We start from the raw sequence: 21,964 nt of genomic DNA on the forward strand, positions 1-21,964 counted from the left end.
GAATCATGCGACTGACTGTGCTGCCGCTGGCTGCCGCGCTGCTGCTTTGCGGATGCAGCGACCAGCAGGACGACCTGCGAAAGTGGATGGAGGAAGCCTCCAGGGATCTGAAGCCGAACCTCAAGCCGCTGCCACCCATTCAGCAGGTTGTGCCGGTGAGTTACCAGGGGGCTGCGCTCATTGACCCGTTCAAGCCGGCAAAGCTCGAGCCGGACAAAAAATCCGGCTTGTTTGTGCCCGACGCAAATCGTCGGCGCGAGCCCCTTGAGTCCTATCCACTTGAGTCGCTGAAAATGGTCGGGGTGCTGATCAAGCGGGGGCAGTCCCACGCCATCGTCGCTGCTGACAAGACGCTGCACCAGGTCAAGGTCGGAAACTATCTCGGGCAGAACTACGGGCAGATCACCGCTATCACGGAGACAGAGGTCACTTTGAAGGAGCTCGTCGAAGACTCCGGCGGTGAATGGGCTGAACGCATCAGTACGCTGCAACTGCAGGAGCAGGCGCCCCAGGAGGGGAAGAAATGAAAACAAGAAGTTGTGGTGTCAGGCTTGGCGCGTTGCTTTTGGCTGCCAGTTTCGGAAGTCTTGTCCCGACCGTTTCCGTGCTGGCGCAAACGCCGCCGGCTGCGACCGTGCAGACCGGCAACCGTATCGAGAAGATCGTTGCTGCGGAACAAGGCGGCAATATCATTCTCAAGCTGACCATGGCCCAGCCCCTCGCGGCTGTTCCGGGCAGTTTCAGCGTTGCCAATCCGGCTCGAATCGCCTTCGATTTTCCAGACACCGCCAACGCTCTCGGTCGCAACAGCCAGGTGCTCAACACGGGAGAGCTGCGTAGCGTGAATATCGTCCAGGTTGGCGACCGTACGCGTCTCGTGCTGAATCTGACCCGCGTATTTCCGTACGATGCCCGCATTGAGGACCGGGATCTCCTGATCACCCTGTCCGCAGCCCAGTTCAAGGAGGCCGCGGGAGTGGGCGTGTCCCAGTCCACACAGTTCGCTGCACCGCCGACCCTGTCGCAGGGCGAGCGACATACCATTCGCGACGTCAATTTCCGGCGCGGGAAAGATGGCGAAGGCCGGCTGGTTGTCGATCTTTCCGACCCGAATGCCGGCATCGACATCCGGCAGCAGGGTTCCAGCCTGATCGTGGATTTCCTGAAGACCGATGCGCCCGAGCAATTCCGTCGCAAGCTCGACGTGGTCGATTTCGGTACTCCGGTTTCGAGCGTCCTGACCCAGACGCAGGGTGGCAACGTTCGCATGACGATCACGCCAAAGGGTTTGTGGGAGCACAACGCCTACCAGAGCGACAACCAGTTTGTTCTTGAGGTGAAGCCGGTCAAGGAAGATCCCAACAAGCTCACCCAGGGGATCGGCAAGAACCGCTTCGGTGGTGAAAAGCTTTCATTGAACTTCCAGAATATCGACGTGCGATCCGTGCTGCAGGTGATTGCGGATTTCACCAACTTCAACATCATTACCAGCGACTCCGTGCAGGGCAACCTTACCCTGCGCCTGAAGGATGTGCCCTGGGATCAGGCTCTCGACATCATCCTGCAGGCCCGTGGCCTCGACATGCGCAAGAACGGCAACGTCATCTGGATCGCGCCGCGGGATGAGCTGGCCGCCCGTGAAAAGCTCGATCTTGAGGCGAAGGCGCAGATCGGGGATCTGGAGCCCCTGCGTACCGAGAGCTTCCAGATCAACTATCACAAGGCCAAGAGCGTCGCCGAGTTCCTGAAGAACAAGGACCAGACCGTCCTCTCCAAACGGGGCAGCGTTGTTCCCGACGAGCGTAGCAACAAGATTTTCGTCAACGACATTCCCTCGCGGCTCGAGGAAATGCGCCGCCTGATCGCCGAAGTCGATGTGGAGCAGCGTCAGGTGCTGATTGAGGCCCAGATTGTTGAGGCAACCGACACTTTTGCGCGCAACCTCGGTGTGAGGCTGGGCTTTGGCGCCAAAACGGGCGGGCAGCTCGGCACAACGTCTGACGGCGTATCCGTCTTCCGCAATAACTTCGGCGGTGGACTGGCCGGCACGGGCTATCAGGCCGGGCAGATCGAGACCAAGCCAGACTTTTTCAGGGACGCGCTGGCCCTTAACCTGCCGGCCAGCAATATAAATGCCAAGCAGGCGGGCGCCCTGTCCTTTGCGCTATGGAACAGCGCAGCAACACGCTACATCGATCTCGAGGTCTCTGCACTCGAAGCCGACGGCCGCGGCAAAGTGGTGTCCCGCCCGCGCGTCATGACGGCGGACAAGGCTGAGGCGATCATCGAGCAGGGCTCCGAAATCCCCTATCAAACCACGGCCAGCGGATTGCAGGCTTCCACCGTCAGCTTCAAGAAAGCCAATCTTGCGCTGAAGGTGAAGCCGCAGATCACGCCTGACGGCAAGGTCATGATGGCCATCGAGGTGAACAAGGACCAGGCCCGTTACGACCAGCCGGTTGCCGGCGGCAACGTCCCGATCGACACCAAGCACGTCAAGACCGAAGTCGTTGTCGAGAACGGCGGCACGATCGTCATCGGCGGTATTTATATTCAGGAAGTCGGCAACAACACGACCAAGGTTCCTTTGCTCGGAGATATTCCGGTTCTGGGCTACCTGTTCCGGAACAACGAGCGCAAGGACAACAAGACCGAGCTGCTCGTCTTCATCACGCCCCGCATCATCAACGATCAGCTTGGGTTACGTTGAAAACCCAGGTCTGAATGGAACTTAAAATGCATAACTCCAACATTGCCGACTGCTTGCGCCGGTCGGGTTTGATCCTGTCCATGCTTGCTGCGGTGGTAGTGGTTGGTTGCGGAGGTGGGGGTGGTGGCTCTAGTGCTACCTCTACTTGCCTGCCCTACACCACCGATCCGACCTGCGCGAGCAATTCGTCCTCGACCATTGTGACTCAACTTTCGCTCACCGTTGATTCGCCGACTTTGCAGACGGACGGCGCTTCGGTGGTCACGGTCAAGGCAACGTTGAAGGACAAATCGAACGGTATCGTGAAGGGTGAGACGGTCAATTTCTCGGTCGACTCCGGCTCCTTGTCCGAGAGTTCTGTGAAAACAGACGAGACGACCGGTGTAGCAACCGTGACCTTCGATTCGAATGACAACAAGGCGAACCGGGAAGTCAAGGTAAAGGCAACGTACCAGTCTCTCGTGAAGGAAACGACCATTACCGTGCTTGGCTCCAGGCTCGGTTTCGGTGGCGATTCCTCAGGTGTCATTGGTGAAAATGTCGCGATGACCGTGACCTTGCTCGACGGTGCGGGCAAGGCAATTGCGAATCAGAGTGTTGCGGTGAAGTCCTCGCTCGGCAACCCGGTTCCGGCCACTGTTACCACCAACGCCAGCGGGCTGGCGACGCTGACTTTTAAGCCGACGATCAGTGGTGCCGACGTGATCACCATTAGTGCCTTGGGGGCCAGTGCAGTCAAGGATCTTCCGATCTCGGCTATTAACTTTGCCTTCACGAGCCCCGCAAGTAATGCGACGGTTGCGATCAACACTTGTCGAGAGGTGGAGGTCCAGCTTGTAGGCGGCGTGAGCGGAACATCAGCGACCTTTACATCCTCGCGAGGTTCCGCCTACACGACGCTGGCCGCATGTGATGCCGACGTACTTTACAACCAGTCTAACCCCAGCAAGCGGACGAGTGCTGCGGCAACCGTTGCTTTCAGTGGCACTACGGCAAAGGCCTACGTAACTTCGCCGAGTGCGGGAGCCGCAACGGTGTCCGCGATTCTGGCAGCATCTTCGGGCTCTGGTACGACGGCCAAGCGTGAGATTTCCTTTGTTTCCCTGACGCCGACCCAGATCGTGGTGCAGGCCGATCCCACTACTCTGTCCCCGAATAGTACCGGCAACATTTACGCGATCGTGCGGGACGACAGCGGCAACCCTGTTGCGGGTAGCAAGGTCATCTTTACCGCGCCCTCCGGTGGTGGCCAGGCGAATCCGTCGATTGCCGACACCGACGCGTCCGGCGTCGCTTCGACCACCTTCAAGGCAGATCCCAACCTGACGGGCAAGGATGCAGTGACTGTCGTGGCAACAGTCCTTGGCACCTCCGTAACTCGGGCGACGCAGCTGACTGTTGCTGGGCAGGGGGTGAACATCGTAATTGGTACCGACAATCTCATTCAGAAAATGGATAGCCCTCCACGTTACACATCTGTATGGGGTGTTTTCGTGACGGATACTGCCGGCAATCCGGTTCGCAATCAGGCTGTGACGATTGCGCTGAGAGGTGTTGAATTCCAAAAGGGCATCTTTGAAGAGGGTACGGGCACTAATGCGGGTAAGTGGGTGATAGCTTCCAAGGCGACTTGTTTCTCAGAAGATGCCAATAATGATGGTTTCTTCCAGAGTGGAGAATTGGGGGATCAAGACGGTGACGGTGTTCTCGAGCCGAATGGCGCGGCGCTTGTTATGCCGCCCGTTACTAGCGCAACGGCTGCGACCAGCGTTACGGTGACCACCGATAATTCGGGTGCTGCGGCGTTCTGGGTTGTCTATCCGCCCGCGTATGCTGCCTGGACCAAGATAGAGTTAAAGGTTACGGCCGCCGTCGCGGGGCAGAACAATACGGCAACCCGCAGTTTTTATCTGCCCTACCTAGCGAGTGAGGTGAGCGATTTGGCTGTTTCTCCGTCCTTCCAGTTTTCGCCGTTTGGCACTCGGCCTTCTTGTATTGACAAAAATTAGCTTCGTTGGCTGGCGGTCCCGGAGGGCCGCCAGTTCCATGTGACATCCTGACTTTCTTCATGCCTATAGTCTCCAGCGAAAAAACTCGCTGCATCGTCCTGGTCGGCATGCCCGGCTCAGGAAAAACCACAGTCGGCCGAGAGCTCGCAAAGCGCCTCGGCCGGCGTTTTGTCGACAGTGACCACGAAATCGAGGCACGCACCGGCGTCAAGATTCCAATAATTTTCGAAATCGAGGGCGAAGACGGTTTTCGCCGTCGTGAAACCCAGACCCTGGACGCGCTCACCCTCGAGCCCGATCTTGTGATTGCCACCGGGGGTGGGGCCGTTATTCGTCCCGAGAACCGTGCCCTGCTCTCCGAGCGGGGCGTGGTTGTCTATCTGAATGTTCCGCCCCAGATTTTGTGGGAGCGAACCCGTCATGACCGCAGCCGACCGCTGCTGCAGGTGCCGGATCCAAAAGGGCGCTTGCAGGAGTTGTACCTTGCTCGCGACGCGTTTTACCGCGATGTGGCGCACATCGTCGTCGAAGGCGGGCGCGGCACGCCTCATGCAATGGTCCGGCTGGTCGAAAAGGAATTGCAGGCCATATGCGCACTTTGAACGTCGAACTCGACGAACGCAGTTATCCAATCCATATTGGCGCGGGGGTGCTCTCGGATCCCGGCCTTATCGTTCCCCATCTGAAGACCCGGCGCGTCGCGGTGGTGACCAACGATGTGGTCGGGCCCCTTTATCTGGCCCCCTTTGTTGCCGGCCTGGAGGCGAAAGGGCTGCAGGTTACCCAGATCGTGCTGCCGGACGGCGAGTCTCACAAGGACTGGCCGACCCTCAACCTGATCTTCGATGGCTTGCTGGGCGAGCGCTGCGACCGCAGCACAACCCTTATTGCCCTCGGCGGCGGAGTGGTCGGTGACATGGTCGGCTTTGCGGCGGCCACCTACCAGCGTGGCGTGCCCTTCATCCAGGTGCCGACCACGCTGTTGTCGCAGGTGGATTCGTCGGTCGGCGGCAAGACGGCCATCAACCATCCCCTCGGCAAGAACATGATCGGCGCCTTCTACCAGCCGAAACTCGTCCTTGCCGACACGAGCGTGCTCAATACCCTGCCGGACCGCGAACTCAAGGCGGGTCTTGCGGAAGTCATCAAGTACGGCCTGATCCGTGACCTGCCTTTCCTCGACTGGATCGAGGCCAATATCGCGCGCCTGCTGGCACGCGATCCGGATGCACTGGCCGAGGCCGTCGAGCGCTCCTGCCGCAACAAGGCCGAAGTCGTCGCGGCCGACGAAACCGAGCAGGGTGAGCGGGCCACGCTCAATCTCGGGCACACTTTTGGCCACGCGATCGAAACCGGCATGGGCTATGGCCAGTGGTTGCATGGTGAGGCCGTTGCGGCCGGAGTTGTGATGGCGGCCGACCTGTCGCGCCGACTGGGATGGTTGTCCGATGCGGATGTGGAGCGGGTTCGGGCCATCCACGTGCGTGCCGGGCTGCCGGTAAAAGGTGCGCCGCTGGGCGCCGACCGCTACCTCGAACTGATGGCCCACGATAAAAAGGTGACCGACGGTACCCTGCGTCTTGTGCTGCTCCGCCAGATCGGACGCGCGGTGATCACTTCCGAAGCCGCAAGCGCCGACATCCGCGCCAGCATCGAAGCGTGCTGCTGACCCCATGACCCAACTGGCGCCCTACGCGGTCTGCGAAGCCAACTCCCGAGGCCGGCAGATCGCCGAGCCAGCGCCGCTGGCACGCTGCGAATTTCAGCGCGACCGCGACCGCATCGTTCATTGCACGGCCTTCCGGCGGCTTGAATACAAGACTCAGGTTTTCGTCAATCACGAGGGCGACCTGTTTCGTACGCGGCTGACCCACAGCATCGAGGTGGCCCAGATCACTCGCTCGATCGCCCGCGCGCTGCACCTCAACGAAGACCTCGCCGAAGCCGTGGCCCTTTCCCACGATCTCGGTCACACGCCCTTTGGCCACGCGGGGCAGGAGGCGCTCAATACCTGCATGAAGGATTTCGGCGGTTTCGAGCACAATCTGCAGTCGCTGCGCACGGTCGACGTTCTTGAAGAAAGCTATGCCGAGTTCAACGGACTCAATCTCCTGCACGAAACGCGGGAGGGCATTCTCAAGCATTGCTCGCACAAAAACGCCGAAGGACTCGGCGAAATCGGACGCCGTTTCCTCGAAGGCCGCCAGCCCTCTCTCGAAGCGCAGCTGGCCAACCTGGCCGACGAAATCGCCTACAACAATCACGATATTGATGACGGCCTACGCTCGGGGCTGATTACCCTCGAACAGCTCGATGCCGTGCCGATCTTTGCCCGCAACCGGCAGATCGTGGAGCGCGCCTATCCGGGGCTGGCCGGGCGCCGACTGATCCACGAAACCATCCGGCGCATGATCAACCTGATGGCGGTTGATCTCATCGACAGAACCCGCGCGAACATCCTGGAGGCGCAGGTCGCCTCCCTCGACGATGTTCGGCGCGCGCCGCGACTGGTTGCCTACAGCGCAGAGCTTTTGCCCGAGTTGCGCGTTCTCAAGGGCTTTCTGCGCGAAAGCCTCTATCACCACTATCAGGTTCTGCGCATGACCGACAAGGCCCGGCGCATCATCCAGGATCTGTTCGCCGCCTTCATGAACGACCCGCGTCTGCTGCCGCCGCAGTACCAGCAGATGGCCAGAAGCGACAAGCCGCGGGCCATTGCCGACTATATCGCCGGAATGACCGATCGATACGCCATGAAGGAGCATCGGCGTCTGTACGCTGTCGGTGAAATCTACTGATCGGCCGCCAGCAATGCCGCAGCGCAAAAAATCCTTGAAGGACGGACGCTTGCGGCGGTATATTCAAGCCTCGCCCAATGTGTTTGAACGGTCTCCTCGTCGGGATCACCCGTAGCCGGCCGGCCGTTTCTGCCGGCTTTTTAACGGTTCGGACGGGGCGACTCTCCCGCAGTTTGAAGGTCCGGTGCTACAGGAGTGTTAGCGCCGGTGTGTGTTGTGTCGAGGAAAAACAAGATGGATCTTCCCCTGGAGCAGGGTCTTTACGACCCCGCCAACGAACATGACGCCTGTGGTGTCGGCTTCATCGCACATATCAAGGGCAACAAAACTCACGAGATCGTTCTGCAAGGTCTCGAGATCCTGAAGAATCTGGACCACCGGGGTGCCGTTGGTGCCGACCCGCTGCAGGGCGACGGCGCAGGCATCCTGATCCAGATTCCGGATACCCTGTTTCGCGAGGAAATGGCCAAGCAGGGCGTCAGCCTGCCGCCTGCCGGCGACTACGGCGTCGGCATGGTTTTCCTGCCGAAGGAGCATGCCTCCCGCCTCGCCTGTGAAGAAGAGATCGAGCGTGCTGCGCGCGCCGAAGGCCAGGTTGTGCTCGGATGGCGCGACGTGCCCACCGATCCGGCCATGCCGATGTCGCCCACCGTCAAGGCCAAGGAGCCGGTGATCCGTCAGGTCTTCATCGGTCGCGGCCCTGACGTGATGGTCACCGACGCCCTTGAGCGCAAGCTGTACGTGATCCGCCGCCGGGCTGCCAATGCCATCGGCAGCCTCAAGCTCAAGCACAGCAAGGAGTTCTACACGCCGTCGATGTCGGCGCGGACCATCAACTACAAGGGTCTGCTGCTCGCCGACCAGGTCGGCCAGTACTACACCGACCTGCTGGATCCGCGCTGCGTGTCCGCGCTGTCGCTGGTGCACCAGCGCTTCTCGACCAACACCTTCCCGACCTGGCATCTCGCCCATCCGTTCCGCTACATTGCCCACAACGGTGAAATCAACACCGTTCGCGGCAATTACAACTGGATGCGCGCTCGCGAAAAGGGCACCTCGTCCCCGCTGCTCGGCGACGATCTGCAAAAGCTGTGGCCGCTGATCTACCCGGGCCAGTCCGATTCGGCTTCGTTCGACAACGCCCTCGAGCTGCTCGTCATGGGCGGCTACTCGCTGGCCCACGCGATGATGATGATGATTCCCGAAGCCTGGGAATCCCACACGCTGATGGACCCGAAGCGTCGCGCCTTCTACGAATACCACGCGGCGATGATGGAGCCGTGGGACGGCCCCGCTGCGGTGGCCTTCACCGACGGCCGCCAGATCGGCGCCACCCTCGACCGTAACGGCCTGCGTCCGGCCCGTTACCTCGTTACCGACGACGATTGTGTGGTCATGGCCTCCGAATCCGGTGTGCTGCCGATTCCCGACGCCAAGATCGTCAAGAAGTGGCGCCTGCAGCCCGGCAAGATGTTCCTGATCGACATGGAGCAGGGCCGCATCATCGACGACAAGGAACTCAAGGAGTCCCTCGCTGCCGCAAAGCCCTACCAGGACTGGCTGTCGCGCATCAACATCAAGCTCGACGCCTGTACCGAACCTGCATCGGTTGCCGCGCCCGAGTGCGCTGCGTCGGTGCTCGATCGCCAGCAAGCTTTCGGTTACACGCAGGAAGACATCAAGTTCATCCTTGAACCGATGGCCAAGAGCGGCGAGGAAGCCACCGGCTCGATGGGCAACGACAGCCCGCTGGCCGTCCTGTCGGCCAAGAACAAGCCGATCTACAACTACTTCCGCCAGCTTTTTGCCCAGGTGACCAACCCGCCGATCGATCCGATCCGCGAACAACTGGTCATGTCGCTGGTGTCCTTCGTCGGCCCGCGCCCCAACCTGCTCGGCATCAACGAGATCAATCCGCCGTACCGCCTGGAAGTCACCCAGCCGGTGCTGACCTTCGCCGACATGGCGAAGCTGCGCGAGATCGCCCGCTACACCGAAAACAAGTTCCGCTCGGCCGAGCTCGACATCTGCTATCCGCTCGCCTGGGGCAAGGAGGGCGTCGAAGCCCGCCTGGCCTCGCTGTGTGCTGAAGCCGAAAATGCGGTGCTCAACGGCTCCAACATCCTTATCGTCTCCGACCGCAAGGTCGATGCGCTCAACGTGGCCATCCCGGCGCTGCTCGCCACCTCGGCGGTTCACCAGCACCTGGTCACCAAGGGGCTGCGCACCCGTACCGGCCTGGTTGTCGAAACCGGTTCTGCCCGCGAAACCCACCATTTCGCGGTGCTCGCCGGCTACGGCGCCGAAGCGGTGCACCCCTACCTGGCGCTCGAAACCCTCACCGAGCTGGCCAAGGGCGATGCCGCAACCGCCGACAAGTACATCAAGCACTTCATCAAGGGCGTCGGCAAGGGCCTTATGAAGGTCATGTCCAAGATGGGCATCTCGACCTTCATGTCCTACACCGGCGCGCAGATCTTCGAAGCCATCGGTCTTCAGAAGTCCCTGATCGAAAAGTACTTCACCGGTACTTCGTCGCAGGTTGAAGGCATCAGCGTGTTTGAAGTGATGGAAGAAACCATCCGTCTGCACCAGCAGGCCTTCAGCGCCGACCCGGTGCTCGCCAACATGCTGGATGCCGGCGGTGAATACGCCTACCGCGTCCGTGGTGACGAGCACATGTGGACTCCGGACGCCATTGCCAAGCTGCAGCACGCGACCCGTTCCAACCAGTTCGACACCTACAAGGAATACGCCAAGATCATCAACGATCAGGGCAAGCGCCACATGACCTTGCGCGGCCTGTTCGAACTCAAGCCCGTCGGCGCGCCTGTGCCGCTGGAAGAGGTCGAATCCGCGAAGGAAATCGTCAAGCGTTTCGCTACCGGCGCCATGTCCCTCGGCTCCATTTCCACCGAGGCGCACACCACGCTGGCCGTGGCGATGAACCGCATCGGCGGTCGTTCGAACACCGGTGAAGGCGGCGAAGATCCGAAGCGATTCATCCCGATCAACCAGCCGACCAAGCTGTCCGAGATCATCGGCGCCAGCCGCATCGAGCGTGATCTGCAGTTGCAGGCCGGCGACAGCCTGCGTTCGTCGATCAAGCAGGTGGCTTCCGGCCGCTTCGGTGTCACCACCGAATACCTGGTGAACGCCGACCAGATCCAGATCAAGATGGCCCAGGGCGCCAAGCCCGGCGAAGGCGGCCAGCTGCCCGGCCACAAGGTGTCCGAATACATCGGCTTCCTGCGTCACTCGGTGCCGGGCGTCGGTCTGATTTCGCCCCCGCCGCACCACGACATCTACTCGATCGAGGATCTGGCCCAGCTTATCCACGATCTGAAGAACACCAACCCGGTGGCGGATATCTCCGTCAAGCTGGTGTCCGAGGTGGGTGTCGGTACCGTGGCGGCCGGCGTGGCCAAGGCCAAGGCCGACCACGTGGTGATCGCCGGTCACGACGGCGGCACGGGCGCCTCGCCCCTGTCGTCGATCAAGTACGCCGGTTCGCCGTGGGAACTCGGCCTGGCCGAAACCCAGCAAACCCTGGTGCTCAACCGCCTGCGCAGCCGTATCCGCGTGCAGGTCGATGGCCAGATCAAGACCGGTCGCGACGTCGTCATCGGTGCGCTGCTGGGCGCCGACGAATTCGGTTTCGCCACTGCGCCGTTGGTCGTCGAAGGCTGCATCATGATGCGCAAGTGTCACCTCAACACCTGTCCGGTTGGCGTTGCCACCCAGGATCCGGCCCTGCGCAAGCGCTTCTCCGGCCAGCCCGAGCACGTCGTCAATTACTTCTTCTTCGTTGCCGAGGAAGTGCGTGAACTGATGGCTCAGCTTGGTGTTCGCAAGTTCGACGAGCTGATCGGCCGTGCTGACCTGCTCGACATGAAGGCCGGCATCGAGCACTGGAAGGCCCGCGGCCTTGATTACAGCCGCATTTTCCACCTGCCCAACGTGCCTGCCGACGTGCCACGCATCCACACTGAAACCCAGGACCACAACCTGGGCAAGGCGCTGGACAACCAGCTCATCGAGCTGGCCAGGCCGGCGCTCGAAAAGGGCGAGAAGGTTTCCTTCGAAGTCCCGGTGCGCAACATCAACCGTACGGTCGGCGCCATGCTGTCCGGCAAGTTTGCGGCCAAGTACGGCCACGCCGGTCTGCCCGACGACACCGTGCATATCAAGCTCAACGGCACGGCCGGCCAGAGCTTCGGCGCCTTCCTGTCCCGCGGTCTGACCCTCGAACTCGTGGGTGAAGGCAACGACTACGTCGGCAAGGGCCTCTCCGGCGGCCGTATCGTCGTGCGCCCGGCGCCTGGCTTCAAGTGCGATACGTCGCGCAACATCATCATCGGCAACACCGTGCTCTACGGCGCCACCGAAGGTGAGGCCTATTTCGCCGGTGTTGGCGGCGAGCGTTTCGCGGTGCGCAACTCCGGTGCCACCACCGTCGTGGAAGGCGTGGGCGACCACGGCTGCGAATACATGACGGGCGGCACCGTGGTGGTCCTCGGCATGACCGGCCGCAACTTTGCGGCGGGCATGTCCGGCGGCGTCGCCTACGTGTTCGATGAAGACGGCACCTTCGAAGGTCGCTGCAACATGGCCCAGGTGGCCCTGGAGCCGGTCGAGGAAGAGTTTGCTGCCCGCCAGGGTAGCGAGGCCGGCGACGATCTCGAAGGCCATGGCCGTGTCGACGTGCGCCACCTGGGCATGGCTGACGAAGCCCTGCTCAAGATGCTCATCGAACGTCATGCCACCTACACCGGTAGCGAAACCGCCAAGACCATCCTGGCTGACTGGGCAGCCTACCGCTGCAAGTTCGTCAAGGTGATGCCGCACGAATACCGTCGCGCGCTGGCCGAAATGGCCGCGCAAAAACAGAACGAACTGGAGGCCGCGTAACATGGGCAAGCCAACTGGATTCCTCGAGTTTCAGCGCCTCTCCGAGGCCTATGCACCCGTCGATGAGCGCCTCAAGAATTACAAGGAGTTCGTCGTCACGCTGAGCAGCGACGATGCGTCCAAGCAGGCCGCGCGCTGCATGGACTGCGGCGTTCCGTTCTGCAACAGCGGCTGCCCGGTGAACAACATCATTCCCGACTGGAATGATCTCGTTTTCCGTGGCAACTGGAAGGAGGCGATCGAGGTTCTGCACTCGACCAATAACTTCCCCGATTTCACCGGCCGGATCTGCCCCGCTCCGTGCGAGGCGGCCTGCACGCTGAACATCAACATCGAGGCCGTGGGCATCAAGTCGATCGAGCACGCGATCATCGACACGGCATGGGCCAACGGCTGGGTTCTGCCCCAGCCGCCGAAGACCAAGACCGGCAAGAAGGTTGCGGTCGTCGGTTCCGGCCCGGCCGGCCTGGCTGCTGCCCAGCAGCTCGCCCGCGTCGGTCATGACGTCACGGTGTTCGAAAAGAGCAACCGCCTTGGCGGTCTGCTGCGCTACGGCATCCCCGACTTCAAGATGGAGAAGTCCCACATCGACCGTCGCGTTGCGCAGATGGAAGCGGAAGGCGTGACTTTCCGCACCCAGGTGTGCATCGGCGCCAAGCCGGCGGCCACCGGCATCAACGATGACGCCGTCGAGGTGATCAGCGCCGAGCAGCTCAAATCCGAGTTCGATGCGGTGATTCTGGCTGCCGGTTCCGAAGTGCCGCGCGATTTGCCGGTGCCGGGCCGTGAGCTGGCCGGCGTGCATTTCGCGTTGGAACTGCTGGTGCCGCAAAACAAGGAAGTGGCGGGCGACGACAAGAACCCGATCTCGGCTGCCGGCAAGCACGTCATCGTGATCGGTGGTGGCGACACGGGTTCCGACTGCGTGGGCACCTCCAACCGTCACGGCGCTGCGTCGGTCACCCAGTTCGAGGTGATGCCGGAGCCGCCGAAGGAAGAAAACCGTCCGCTGACCTGGCCGTACTGGCCGATCAAGCTGCGTACGTCTTCGTCCCACGAAGAAGGCTGCCAGCGCGAGTTTGCCGTGTCGACCAAGGAATTCATCGGCGAAAACGGCAAGGTCAAGGCCCTGCGTACCGTGGAACTCGAATGGAAGAACGGCAAGCCGTCCGAAGTTCCGGGTTCCGAGCGCGAGCTGCCGGCTGATCTGGTGCTGTTCGCGATGGGCTTTACCAATCCGGTGGCGTCCCTGCTCGAAGCTTTCGGCGTCGACAAGGACGGTCGCGGTAATGCCAGAGCCACGACCGACGGCGACGGCTGCTACGCCACCAACGTGGCCAAGGTGTTCGCCGCCGGCGACGTGCGTCGCGGTCAGTCGCTGGTGGTGTGGGCGATTCGCGAAGGCCGTCAGGCTGCCCGCGAGGTCGACACCTTCCTGATGGGATCGTCGGTTCTGCCGCGCTGATCGCTGAGCGTTCAACTAAAAAGCCCGGAATTTTCCGGGCTTCAAGCAGATGCTCATTCAATCCCCACCCAGCGGACTTCGCCGGGTGGGGATTTTGTTTTTCAGGAGGCCATCATGAGCACGCGCGATGCGTGGAGTCAGATGGGTCAGAAGGGGAAATCCAGGTCAGTGGAGCGTTGGCGGCGCAAGTTGATGGTCTTCAGCCAGGCTTTGAGTTGCTTCGGATCAGCGACGTTTTCCAGGTCTGCCTGCACGCGCTGAATATTGATCTCACAGTGGGCCATGTCGGCCTGCAGCATGGGCATCAGGTCGTGGGGGCGGAGTCTCTCGAAGGGCGACAGGCCAAACTCGGCGGCAAATCCGTGCTCGACGTGCTGGATTTCCATATCCAGCTCTCCCAGCTGGCCTTTCAGAATCTTGATGTAGTGCTTGAGCCGCTCTCCGCCGAGCGATGCCAGGTGGGCCTGATCAATGTGTTCGAGCTGCAGTTGCAGCTCCAGTAGTTGCAACAAATTGCCTTTTTCGTAGGCTTCATTGACGCGCTGCATCAGCTCGGTCTTGCGCTGCCGCTCGGCGGGGTCCGGTTCCCGGTCGGGGTGCAGGGCACTGGCCAGCTTGCGATAGACCTCGCGGATCGACTGGCTCATTTGTTTTTCCTCCGCTTCGCGCTGGGCGTCGCGGGCCAGTTGCTTGGCGGTTTTCTTGCGCGGCGCCGCTTGGGTGTGTCCGGCTTCGTGCTGGGCCTGGAACTGGCTTTCCACCCGCTGCATCAGCTCTTCGGGCGAGCTCAGGTCAATATCGTCGCCCAGATCCATGCCGAGCATCTCTTCCAGCATGGATTTCATGTCCTCCTGTCGGGCCGCCTCTTCGGCGTCGAAATCGGATTGGCTGTGCGTGTTGTACAAGGCCTTGATCTCGTCATCGTCCTGGCGTGCAAGAACGCTCTGGGCAAGCTCGCTGATCATGACCGACAGCTTGCGTTTTTCGCCCTTTGTCACCCCTTTTTGCCCGTGGGCCAGGTCCAGGCTGCGGGCAAGCTGGATGTGCAGCTCGGTTTCCCTGTCCTGTAGCGGCAGCAGGTCGCTGACGTAGCGCTGCTTGAACAGGGGGATTGCTTCGCCCCAGGCGGCCAGCTCGGCGCGCCGGGCGTCGATTTTCTTGATCAGGGTATTGAAGGCTTTCTGGTCCTTGTTGAGCGGTGCTGCGCTTGTGAGGACCAGACTGGGGGGCAGGAGGGCTTTACGAGAGAGAAGGGGCATGTTCAGGTGCGCTCGGGCGGATCGCCGAGGTGGTGCGGCAACTGGCGCCGTCTTTGAAGGAGGACGAATCCAGTTACCGCCGGTATGTTGAGTTTCGGGTCGGGCGGCTGAGGTTCAGCCAAGTCCGAGAAGATTTACCGCGTGGTGGCCGATCATCCATTCCTCGTTGGTCGGCACGACGAGCACTTCGACCTTGCTGTCCTTGGTATGGATGCGGGTGGCGTGGCGCTGGTTGGCGGCCGGGTAGAGGTGCAGGCCGGTCCAGGCCAGCCATTCGGCGATGCGGGCGCGGATCGGGGCGGCGTGCTCGCCGATGCCGCCGGTGAACACCAGCGCCTCAAGGCCGCCGGAGGCCATCGACAGCTGGCCGACCATGCAGGCGGCGCGGTAGCAGAAAAGCTCGACCGCTTCCCTGGCCGAATCCTCGTCGGATTCGAGCAGCACGCGCATGTCCTGGCTGATGCCGGACACGCCGAGCAGGCCGGATTGCTTGTAGATGAGGTTTGAAAGCGCCTTGGCGTCCATGCCCTTTTGTTCAACCAGGTGCAGGATCACGCCGGGGTCGAGGCTGCCGGTGCGGGTGCCCATCATCAGGCCGTCTACCGCGGTGAAGCCCATGCTGGTGTCGCGGGAGAGGCCGTCGCGCAGCGCGCACATGCTGGCGCCGTTGCCCAGGTGGGCGATGACGATGGCGCCGCGGGCCTTTTCCTCGCCGAGCAGATCCGGCAGCTGACGTGCCACGAATTCGTAGGACAGGCCATGGAAGCCGTAGCGCTTGACGCCTTCGTTGAAGAGGGCGCGGGGCACCGGGAAACGCTCGGCCACGGGCAGGCGGGTGCGGTGGAAGGCGGTGTCGAAACAGCCGACCTGCCTGACGTCCGGCATCAGCGAGAACAGCGACTTGATGGCTCGCAGGTTGTGGGGCTGGTGGAGCGGGGCGAGCGGAATCAGGGTTTCGAGCTCGGCCACGACTTCCGGCGTCAGGACCACGGGCGCGCCGTAGTGGTCGCCGCCGTGCACGATGCGGTGGCCGGCAGCGACGATTTCGACGCCGGGGCTATGGCGGTTGATCCAGTTGAAGATGAATTCCAGTGCCAGGCGGTGTTGGCCGTTCTGGTCGGTGTCGGGCGGAACCGCGAGGGCTTCGGTAAAGCGCTCGCCGGAGCTGTTGTCCTTGGCGTGCATCAGCGGTTCGGCACCGATGCCTTCCACCTGACCCGACAGGCGCGGCATGTCGGCCAGCTTCGGGGTCATCGGGAAAAGCGCGAACTTGAGGCTGGACGAACCAGCGTTGAGGATGAGAACAGCTTTCACAGGCGGACTCCCTGGCGACGTTTGTGGGCCATCAGCTGCGCAATGGCGCAGGATGCAGTGCGGGTTTCGGCGGTATCGGCACGGCTGGTGAGCACGATGGGGACGCGGGTGCCCAGCACCACGCCAGCCATCAGCGCATCGGCCAGGTATTCGAGCTGCTTGGCGACCATGTTGCCGGATTCGAGGTCGGGCACGACGAGGATGTCGGCCTGGCCGGCGACGGCGGAGCGGATGCCCTTGGTCTTGGCGGCAACGAGGGACACCGCGTTGTCGAACGCGAGCGGGCCGTCGAGGAGGCCGCCCCGGATCTGGCCGCGGTCGGCCATCTTGCACAGCGCGGCGGCGTCGAGCGTGGAGCGGATCTTGACGTTGACCGTTTCGACCGCCGACAGGATCGCCACCTTGGGTTCGGGCACGCCCATCATGATGGCCAGCTCGATGGCGTTCTGGACGATGTGCATCTTGTCTTCGAGGCTTGGCGCAATGTTGATGGCCGCGTCGGTGATCAGGAGCGGATGCGGGTAGGTCGGCACGTCGGCCATGAAGACGTGGGAAATGCGGCGCGCGGTGCGCAGGCCGGTTTCCTTGTTGACGACTTCGCTCATCAGCTCGTCGGTGTGCAGCGAGCCCTTCATCAGGGCTTCGACTTCGCCTGTGCGGGCGAGTCGCACGGCGGTTTCGGCCGAGGCGTGGCTGTGGGCCACGTCGATGATGCGCACGCCGTGCAGATCCAGCCCTTCGCGCTCGGCCACTTCGCGGATCTTGCTCTCGGGGCCGACCAGCACCGGAATGATCAGGCCGGCGTCGCGGGCCTGGATCGGGCCGCGCAGGGATTCCGTGTCGCAGGGATGGGCGACCGCCATCGGGATCGGCTCCATGCCCTTGGTCATTTCCAGCACATGGAGATAGCGTTGCTGGCGGTCGGAAATGGTGATTTCCGGCATGGCCATGCGCGGCCGCTTGATCTTTTCGGTGGGCGCCATCACCTCGGCGGTGCCGTCGATGACTTTCAGGCCATCCTGGTTGACGCACTGGCATTCGAGCAGCAGATGATGGTTGTGCTCGAAGCGCTGGATACAGGTGATCGTGACGGTAAGGGTGTCGCCGATGGTGATCGGACGCCAGAATTTCAGGGTCTGGCCGACATAAACGGTGCCGGGGCCGGGAAATTCGGTGCCGAGGATGGACGAAATCAGCACGCTGCCCCACATCGAGTGGCCAACCACTTCGCGGAACTGGCTGGAGCGGGCGAATTCAGGGTCCACGTGGGTCGGGTTCACGTCGCCCGACATCACGGCGAAGAGGTGGATGTCCTCGGGCAGAAGGGTGCGGACGAGTTGGGCGGAGTCGCCGACTGCGATCTCGTCGAAAGTCCGGTTCTGGATGAAGTCGCGGTTTTGATGGTTCATGACATTTCCTGGATTTTGCGATGCAGCATGACGATTCTACGGAAAGGCGTGCAGGGAACTTTAGCACTAGATCAAAAGAGTGTTGCATTGCATCAGTGGCCTGGCCTCAAAGCGAGAACTGTGTCGCAAAGGCCTGAAATATCGACGTGCTAAAATCCGCGAAAATACATTCAAACCGCATTAAGGGATGTCCATGGAAGTGATCGTTCTCGCCGCCGGCCAAGGCAAACGCATGCGCTCGGTGCTGCCCAAGGTTCTCCAGCCGCTGGCTGCCAAGCCAATGCTGGGCCATGTACTCGATACGGCCCGTACGCTGGAGGCCCGGCGCATCGTCGTAGTTTATGGCCACGGGGGCGAAGTGGTGCGCGAAGCCCTTGATGCACCCGATCTCGCCTGGGCCCGCCAGGATCCGCCCCAGGGCACCGGCCATGCAGTGCAGCAGGCCATGCCGCTGGTCGAGGACGGCGACACGGCCCTGATCCTGTACGGCGACGTGCCGCTGATCGGCGTGCCGACCCTGCAGCGCCTGATGGCGGCCGCCGGCGAAAAGCGGCTGGCCCTGCTCACGGTCCACATGACCGATCCCACCGGCTACGGCCGCATCCTCCGTGATGCCGCCGGCAAGGTGACGCGCATCGTCGAAGAGAAGGACGCCACGCCTGAAGAGCGCCGGGTGTGCGAAGTGAACACCGGCATCCTCGCCGCGCCCGTCGAGCGCCTGCGCCACTGGCTGGCCAAGCTTAAAAACGACAACGCCCAGGGCGAGTATTACCTCACCGACATCATCGCGATGGCCGTGGCCGACGGGCTGGAGGTGATCACCACCCAGCCCGACGCCTTCGAGGAAACCCTCGGCGTCAATAACAAGACCCAGCTCGCCGAGCTGGAGCGCATCTACCAGCGCAACATCGCCCGTGGCCTCACCGACGCCGGCGTCACCGTCATCGACCCGGCCCGCATCGACGTGCGCGGTTCGCTCATCTGCGGTCGCGACGTGGAAATCGACATCAACTGCATCTTCGAAGGCTGTGTCGAACTCGGCGACGGCGTGCGCATCGGCGCCAACTGCGTGGTGAAAAACTCCCGCATCGGCGCCGGCAGCAAAATCGCCGCCTTCTCGCAGATCGAGGACACGGTGATGGGCGAAGTCTGCGTCATCGGCCCCTACGCCCGTACCCGCCCGGGCACCGTGCTGGGCAAGGATGTGCACCTGGGCAACTTCGTCGAGGTGAAGAACAGCGTGATCGCCGATCACTCCAAGGCCAATCACCTGGCCTACGTGGGCGACGCCGACATCGGCCAGCGGGTCAACGTTGGCGCCGGTACCATCACCTGCAATTACGATGGCGCCAACAAGTTCCGCACCATCATCGAGGACGACGTGTTCATCGGCTCCGATACGCAGCTTGTCGCTCCGGTGCGGGTCGGCCGCGGTGCCACGCTGGGTGCCGGCACCACCCTCTCCAAGGATGCGCCGGCCGACCAGCTCACCGTGTCCCGTGCCAAACAGGTTTCCGTGGCGGGCTGGAAGCGCCCGGTCAAGGCCAAAAAGGCCTGATCTCCATTTCGCCGCCCACTTCGTCGCCCATTCCGATTTCCAGTTTTCGATCCGGCCTGACGGCCGGATTCTCCTGAAAGGCTCCCCATCATGTGTGGCATCGTCACCGCCATTGCCCGTCGCAACATCGTTCCTGTGCTTATTGAAGGGCTGCGCAAGCTTGAATACCGCGGCTACGACTCCGCCGGTCTCGCCGTTCTCAAGACCGAAGGCGCCCCGCAGCTGCAGCGCCTGCGCGCCGTAGGCCGCGTCGACGCGCTGGCTGCCCAAGCCGATGCAACCGGCCTCACCGCCAGCATCGGCATCGCCCACACCCGCTGGGCCACCCACGGGGTGCCCTCCGAGCGCAACGCCCACCCGCACATCTCCGACGGTCTGGCAGTGGTGCACAACGGCATCATCGAAAACTTCGAAGAGCTGCGCAGCAGCCTGCAGGCCAAGGGCTACGTGTTTACGTCCGAAACCGACACCGAAGCCATTGCCCACCTGCTTCACGACAAGCTCAAGACCATCCCCGACCTCTTCGACGCGGTGCGTGCCACCATCGCCGAACTGATCGGCGCCTACGCCATCGGCGTGCTCAGCGAAACCGACCCGAACCGCGCCATCGTTGCCCGCAAGGGCTCGCCGCTGCTCCTCGGCATCGGCGAAGACGGCCACTACGCCGCTTCCGACACCGCGGCGCTGCTGCAGGTGACCCGCAAGGTGGTCTATCTCGAAGACGGCGACGTGGCCGAACTCACCCTCGACGGCTACCGCGTCACGCTGCTGGACGGCACCCCGGTCGAGCGCCCGGTGAACATCTCCAGCCTGTCGGCCGATGCCGTCGAGCTGGGCAAGTATCGCCACTACATGCAGAAGGAAATCTTCGAGCAGCCCCAGGCCCTTGCCAACACCCTCGAAATGATCGCCGGCGGCGGCGGCATTTCCCCGCAGCTGTTCGGCGCGCCGGCGCTGGAAGTCTTTGGCGCCACCCGTCGCGTGCTGATTCTCGCCTGCGGCACCAGCTACCACGCCGGCCTCGTCGCCCGCTACTGGATCGAAGCCGTCGCCAAGCTGCCGTGCTCGGTCGAAATCGCCAGCGAATACCGCTACCGCGAATCGGTGCCCGACCCCGAAACCCTGGTCGTCGTGATCTCCCAGTCCGGTGAAACCGCCGACACCCTGGCCGCGCTCAAGTTTGCCAAGAGCCTGGGCATGACCAAGACCCTGGCAATCTGCAACGTGCCCGAGTCCGCCATCGTGCGCGAAACCGCGCTGCGTTTCGTAACCCGCGCCGGTCCCGAGATCGGTGTCGCCTCCACCAAGGCCTTCACCACCCAGCTCGCCGCGCTGGCCCTGCTCACGCTGACCCTCGCCAAGATCAACGGCCACCTCAGCGAAGCCGAAGAAGCCGCCCACCTCACCGCCCTGCGCCACCTGCCGGTGGCCGTCGCCAAGGTCGTCGAACTCGAGCCCGAGATCGAACGCTGGGCCCAGCGCTTCGCCGGCAAGCACCACGCCCTCTTCCTCGGCCGCGGCGAGCACTACCCGATCGCGCTCGAAGGCGCGCTCAAGCTCAAGGAAATCTCCTACATCCACGCCGAAGCCTACCCAGCCGGCGAACTCAAGCACGGCCCGCTGGCGCTGGTGGACAAGGAGATGCCCGTCATCGCCGTGGCCCCGGCCGACTCCCTGCTCGAAAAGCTCAAGTCCAACCTGCAGGAAGTGAAGGCCCGCGGCGGCGAACTCTACGTTTTTGCCGACGCCGGCAGCGAAATGCCGGAATCCGAAGGCGTGCACATCCTGCACCTGCCCGAGCACTACGGCATGCTCTCGCCCATCCTCCACGTCATCCCCCTGCAACTGCTCAGCTACCACGCCGCGCTGGTCAAGGGCACCGACGTAGACAAGCCCCGCAACCTCGCAAAATCCGTGACTGTGGAATAAGCGGGTATGGGGTCAGGGGTTTTTGCTCTGATTAATTAAAGTCGAAAACTCCAAATCCCCTTGATGCGCCCGGTATCCCCGGGCGCATTTGTTTTTACAGGCTTGGCACGTGCTTGAAATCAATCAGGATGGACTGTCGGCTGCTCGGCCTGCAATTCACCGATTAGCCGCCGTTCAGTTGCCGAAGCGCGCTGGGAGCCACCCGGTCACCCTTGGGGCTAATCCAGCCTAACTGGATGAAGCCGCCACCTTGGCCCGCGCCACGTGCAGTTTTTTATAACTATCGATCAGGCGCTGGTGCCGGTCGAGCCCTTCCAGTTTCATGCTCGTCGGCGTCAGGCCGAAGAAGCGCACGCTGCCGTCCACCGACCCCCTCACCGCGTCCATCCGCGGGTTGCCAAACATGCGGCGGAAATTGGCCTCGTAATTGTCCAGTTCCAGCTCGTCGTCCAGCAGCACCTCCAGCACCACATTCAAGGCCTGATAAAACAATCCGCGCTCGACCGTGTTTTCGTTGTATTGCAGGAAGGCTTCCACCTGTTCCTTTGCCGCTTCAAATTGCTTCAAGGCGAGATTGATCAGCAGCTTCAATTCCAGAATCG

Annotated in this window: 13 protein-coding genes and 1 pseudogene; 10 read left to right on the forward strand and 4 right to left on the reverse strand. The window is 62.3% G+C overall.

Annotated features, from left to right (window positions below):
- The first annotated feature begins 5 nt into the window (after nt 1-5).
- The 8 genes from Q1W26_RS06210 (at nt 6) to Q1W26_RS06245 (ending at nt 13,893) form a co-directional block, all read left to right on the forward strand.
- Nucleotides 6-527: a pilus assembly protein PilP gene (locus Q1W26_RS06210; protein ID WP_300437271.1), complete on the forward strand. Its 522-nt coding sequence runs from the start codon at nt 6-8 to the stop codon at nt 525-527.
- Nucleotides 524-2,710: a type IV pilus secretin PilQ gene (gene pilQ, locus Q1W26_RS06215; RefSeq protein WP_300437274.1), complete on the forward strand. Its 2,187-nt coding sequence runs from the start codon at nt 524-526 to the stop codon at nt 2,708-2,710. The genes Q1W26_RS06210 and pilQ overlap by 4 nt, the downstream gene beginning before the upstream one ends.
- A 26-nt stretch (nt 2,711-2,736) precedes the next feature.
- The gene (locus tag Q1W26_RS06220; protein WP_300437277.1) at nt 2,737-4,719 is read left to right on the forward strand and encodes an Ig-like domain-containing protein; all 1,983 of its coding nucleotides are present in this window, start codon (nt 2,737-2,739) and stop codon (nt 4,717-4,719) included.
- A gap of 59 nt (nt 4,720-4,778) precedes the next feature.
- Nucleotides 4,779-5,321: a shikimate kinase gene (locus Q1W26_RS06225; RefSeq protein ID WP_300437312.1), complete on the forward strand. Its 543-nt coding sequence runs from the start codon at nt 4,779-4,781 to the stop codon at nt 5,319-5,321.
- Entirely contained in the window at nt 5,309-6,388 is a 1,080-nt protein-coding gene (gene aroB / locus Q1W26_RS06230; protein WP_300437280.1) for a 3-dehydroquinate synthase, read from the forward strand. The genes Q1W26_RS06225 and aroB overlap by 13 nt, the downstream gene beginning before the upstream one ends.
- 4 nt (nt 6,389-6,392) lie before the next feature.
- Entirely contained in the window at nt 6,393-7,517 is a 1,125-nt protein-coding gene (locus tag Q1W26_RS06235) for a deoxyguanosinetriphosphate triphosphohydrolase (RefSeq protein WP_300437284.1), read from the forward strand.
- 234 nt (nt 7,518-7,751) lie between these two features.
- The gene (locus tag Q1W26_RS06240) at nt 7,752-12,428 is read left to right on the forward strand and encodes a glutamate synthase-related protein (RefSeq protein ID WP_300437286.1); all 4,677 of its coding nucleotides are present in this window, start codon (nt 7,752-7,754) and stop codon (nt 12,426-12,428) included.
- 1 nt (nt 12,429) lies between these two features.
- Nucleotides 12,430-13,893 (forward strand): glutamate synthase subunit beta, encoded by a 1,464-nt coding sequence (locus tag Q1W26_RS06245; protein WP_300437288.1) that lies wholly within the window; start codon nt 12,430-12,432, stop codon nt 13,891-13,893.
- Nucleotides 13,894-14,039: 146 nt separating this feature from the next.
- Here Q1W26_RS06245 and Q1W26_RS06250 read toward each other — a convergent pair whose 3' ends face one another.
- The 3 genes from Q1W26_RS06250 to Q1W26_RS06260 form a co-directional block, all read right to left on the reverse strand.
- Nucleotides 14,040-15,152, reverse strand: a complete 1,113-nt coding sequence (locus Q1W26_RS06250; protein WP_300437291.1) for a molecular chaperone DnaJ — start codon at nt 15,150-15,152, stop codon at nt 14,040-14,042.
- A 114-nt stretch (nt 15,153-15,266) separates the two neighbouring features.
- Entirely contained in the window at nt 15,267-16,466 is a 1,200-nt protein-coding gene (locus Q1W26_RS06255) for an acetate/propionate family kinase (RefSeq protein WP_300437293.1), read from the reverse strand.
- Nucleotides 16,463-17,875 carry a bifunctional enoyl-CoA hydratase/phosphate acetyltransferase gene (locus Q1W26_RS06260; RefSeq protein WP_300437295.1) on the reverse strand — a complete coding sequence of 471 codons (1,413 nt, stop codon included), beginning with the start codon at nt 17,873-17,875 and terminating at the stop codon, nt 16,463-16,465. Before Q1W26_RS06260 ends, Q1W26_RS06255 begins: the two co-directional genes overlap by 4 nt.
- A 193-nt stretch (nt 17,876-18,068) precedes the next feature.
- Here Q1W26_RS06260 and glmU point away from each other — a divergent pair, with 193 nt between their 5' ends.
- Nucleotides 18,069-19,433 carry a bifunctional UDP-N-acetylglucosamine diphosphorylase/glucosamine-1-phosphate N-acetyltransferase GlmU gene (glmU, locus tag Q1W26_RS06265; protein ID WP_300437298.1) on the forward strand — a complete coding sequence of 455 codons (1,365 nt, stop codon included), beginning with the start codon at nt 18,069-18,071 and terminating at the stop codon, nt 19,431-19,433.
- A 90-nt stretch (nt 19,434-19,523) separates the two neighbouring features.
- On the forward strand, nt 19,524-21,362 hold the full coding sequence (gene glmS, locus Q1W26_RS06270; RefSeq protein ID WP_300437300.1) for a glutamine--fructose-6-phosphate transaminase (isomerizing): 1,839 nt from the start codon (nt 19,524-19,526) through the stop codon (nt 21,360-21,362).
- Nucleotides 21,363-21,590: 228 nt separating this feature from the next.
- Here glmS and Q1W26_RS06275 read toward each other — a convergent pair.
- Nucleotides 21,591-21,964, reverse strand: a pseudogene (locus Q1W26_RS06275) (OsmC domain/YcaO domain-containing protein); the annotation flags it as partial.

Source organism: Zoogloea sp., assembly GCF_030157465.1.
Taxonomy (GTDB): Bacteria; Pseudomonadota; Gammaproteobacteria; order Burkholderiales; family Rhodocyclaceae; genus Zoogloea.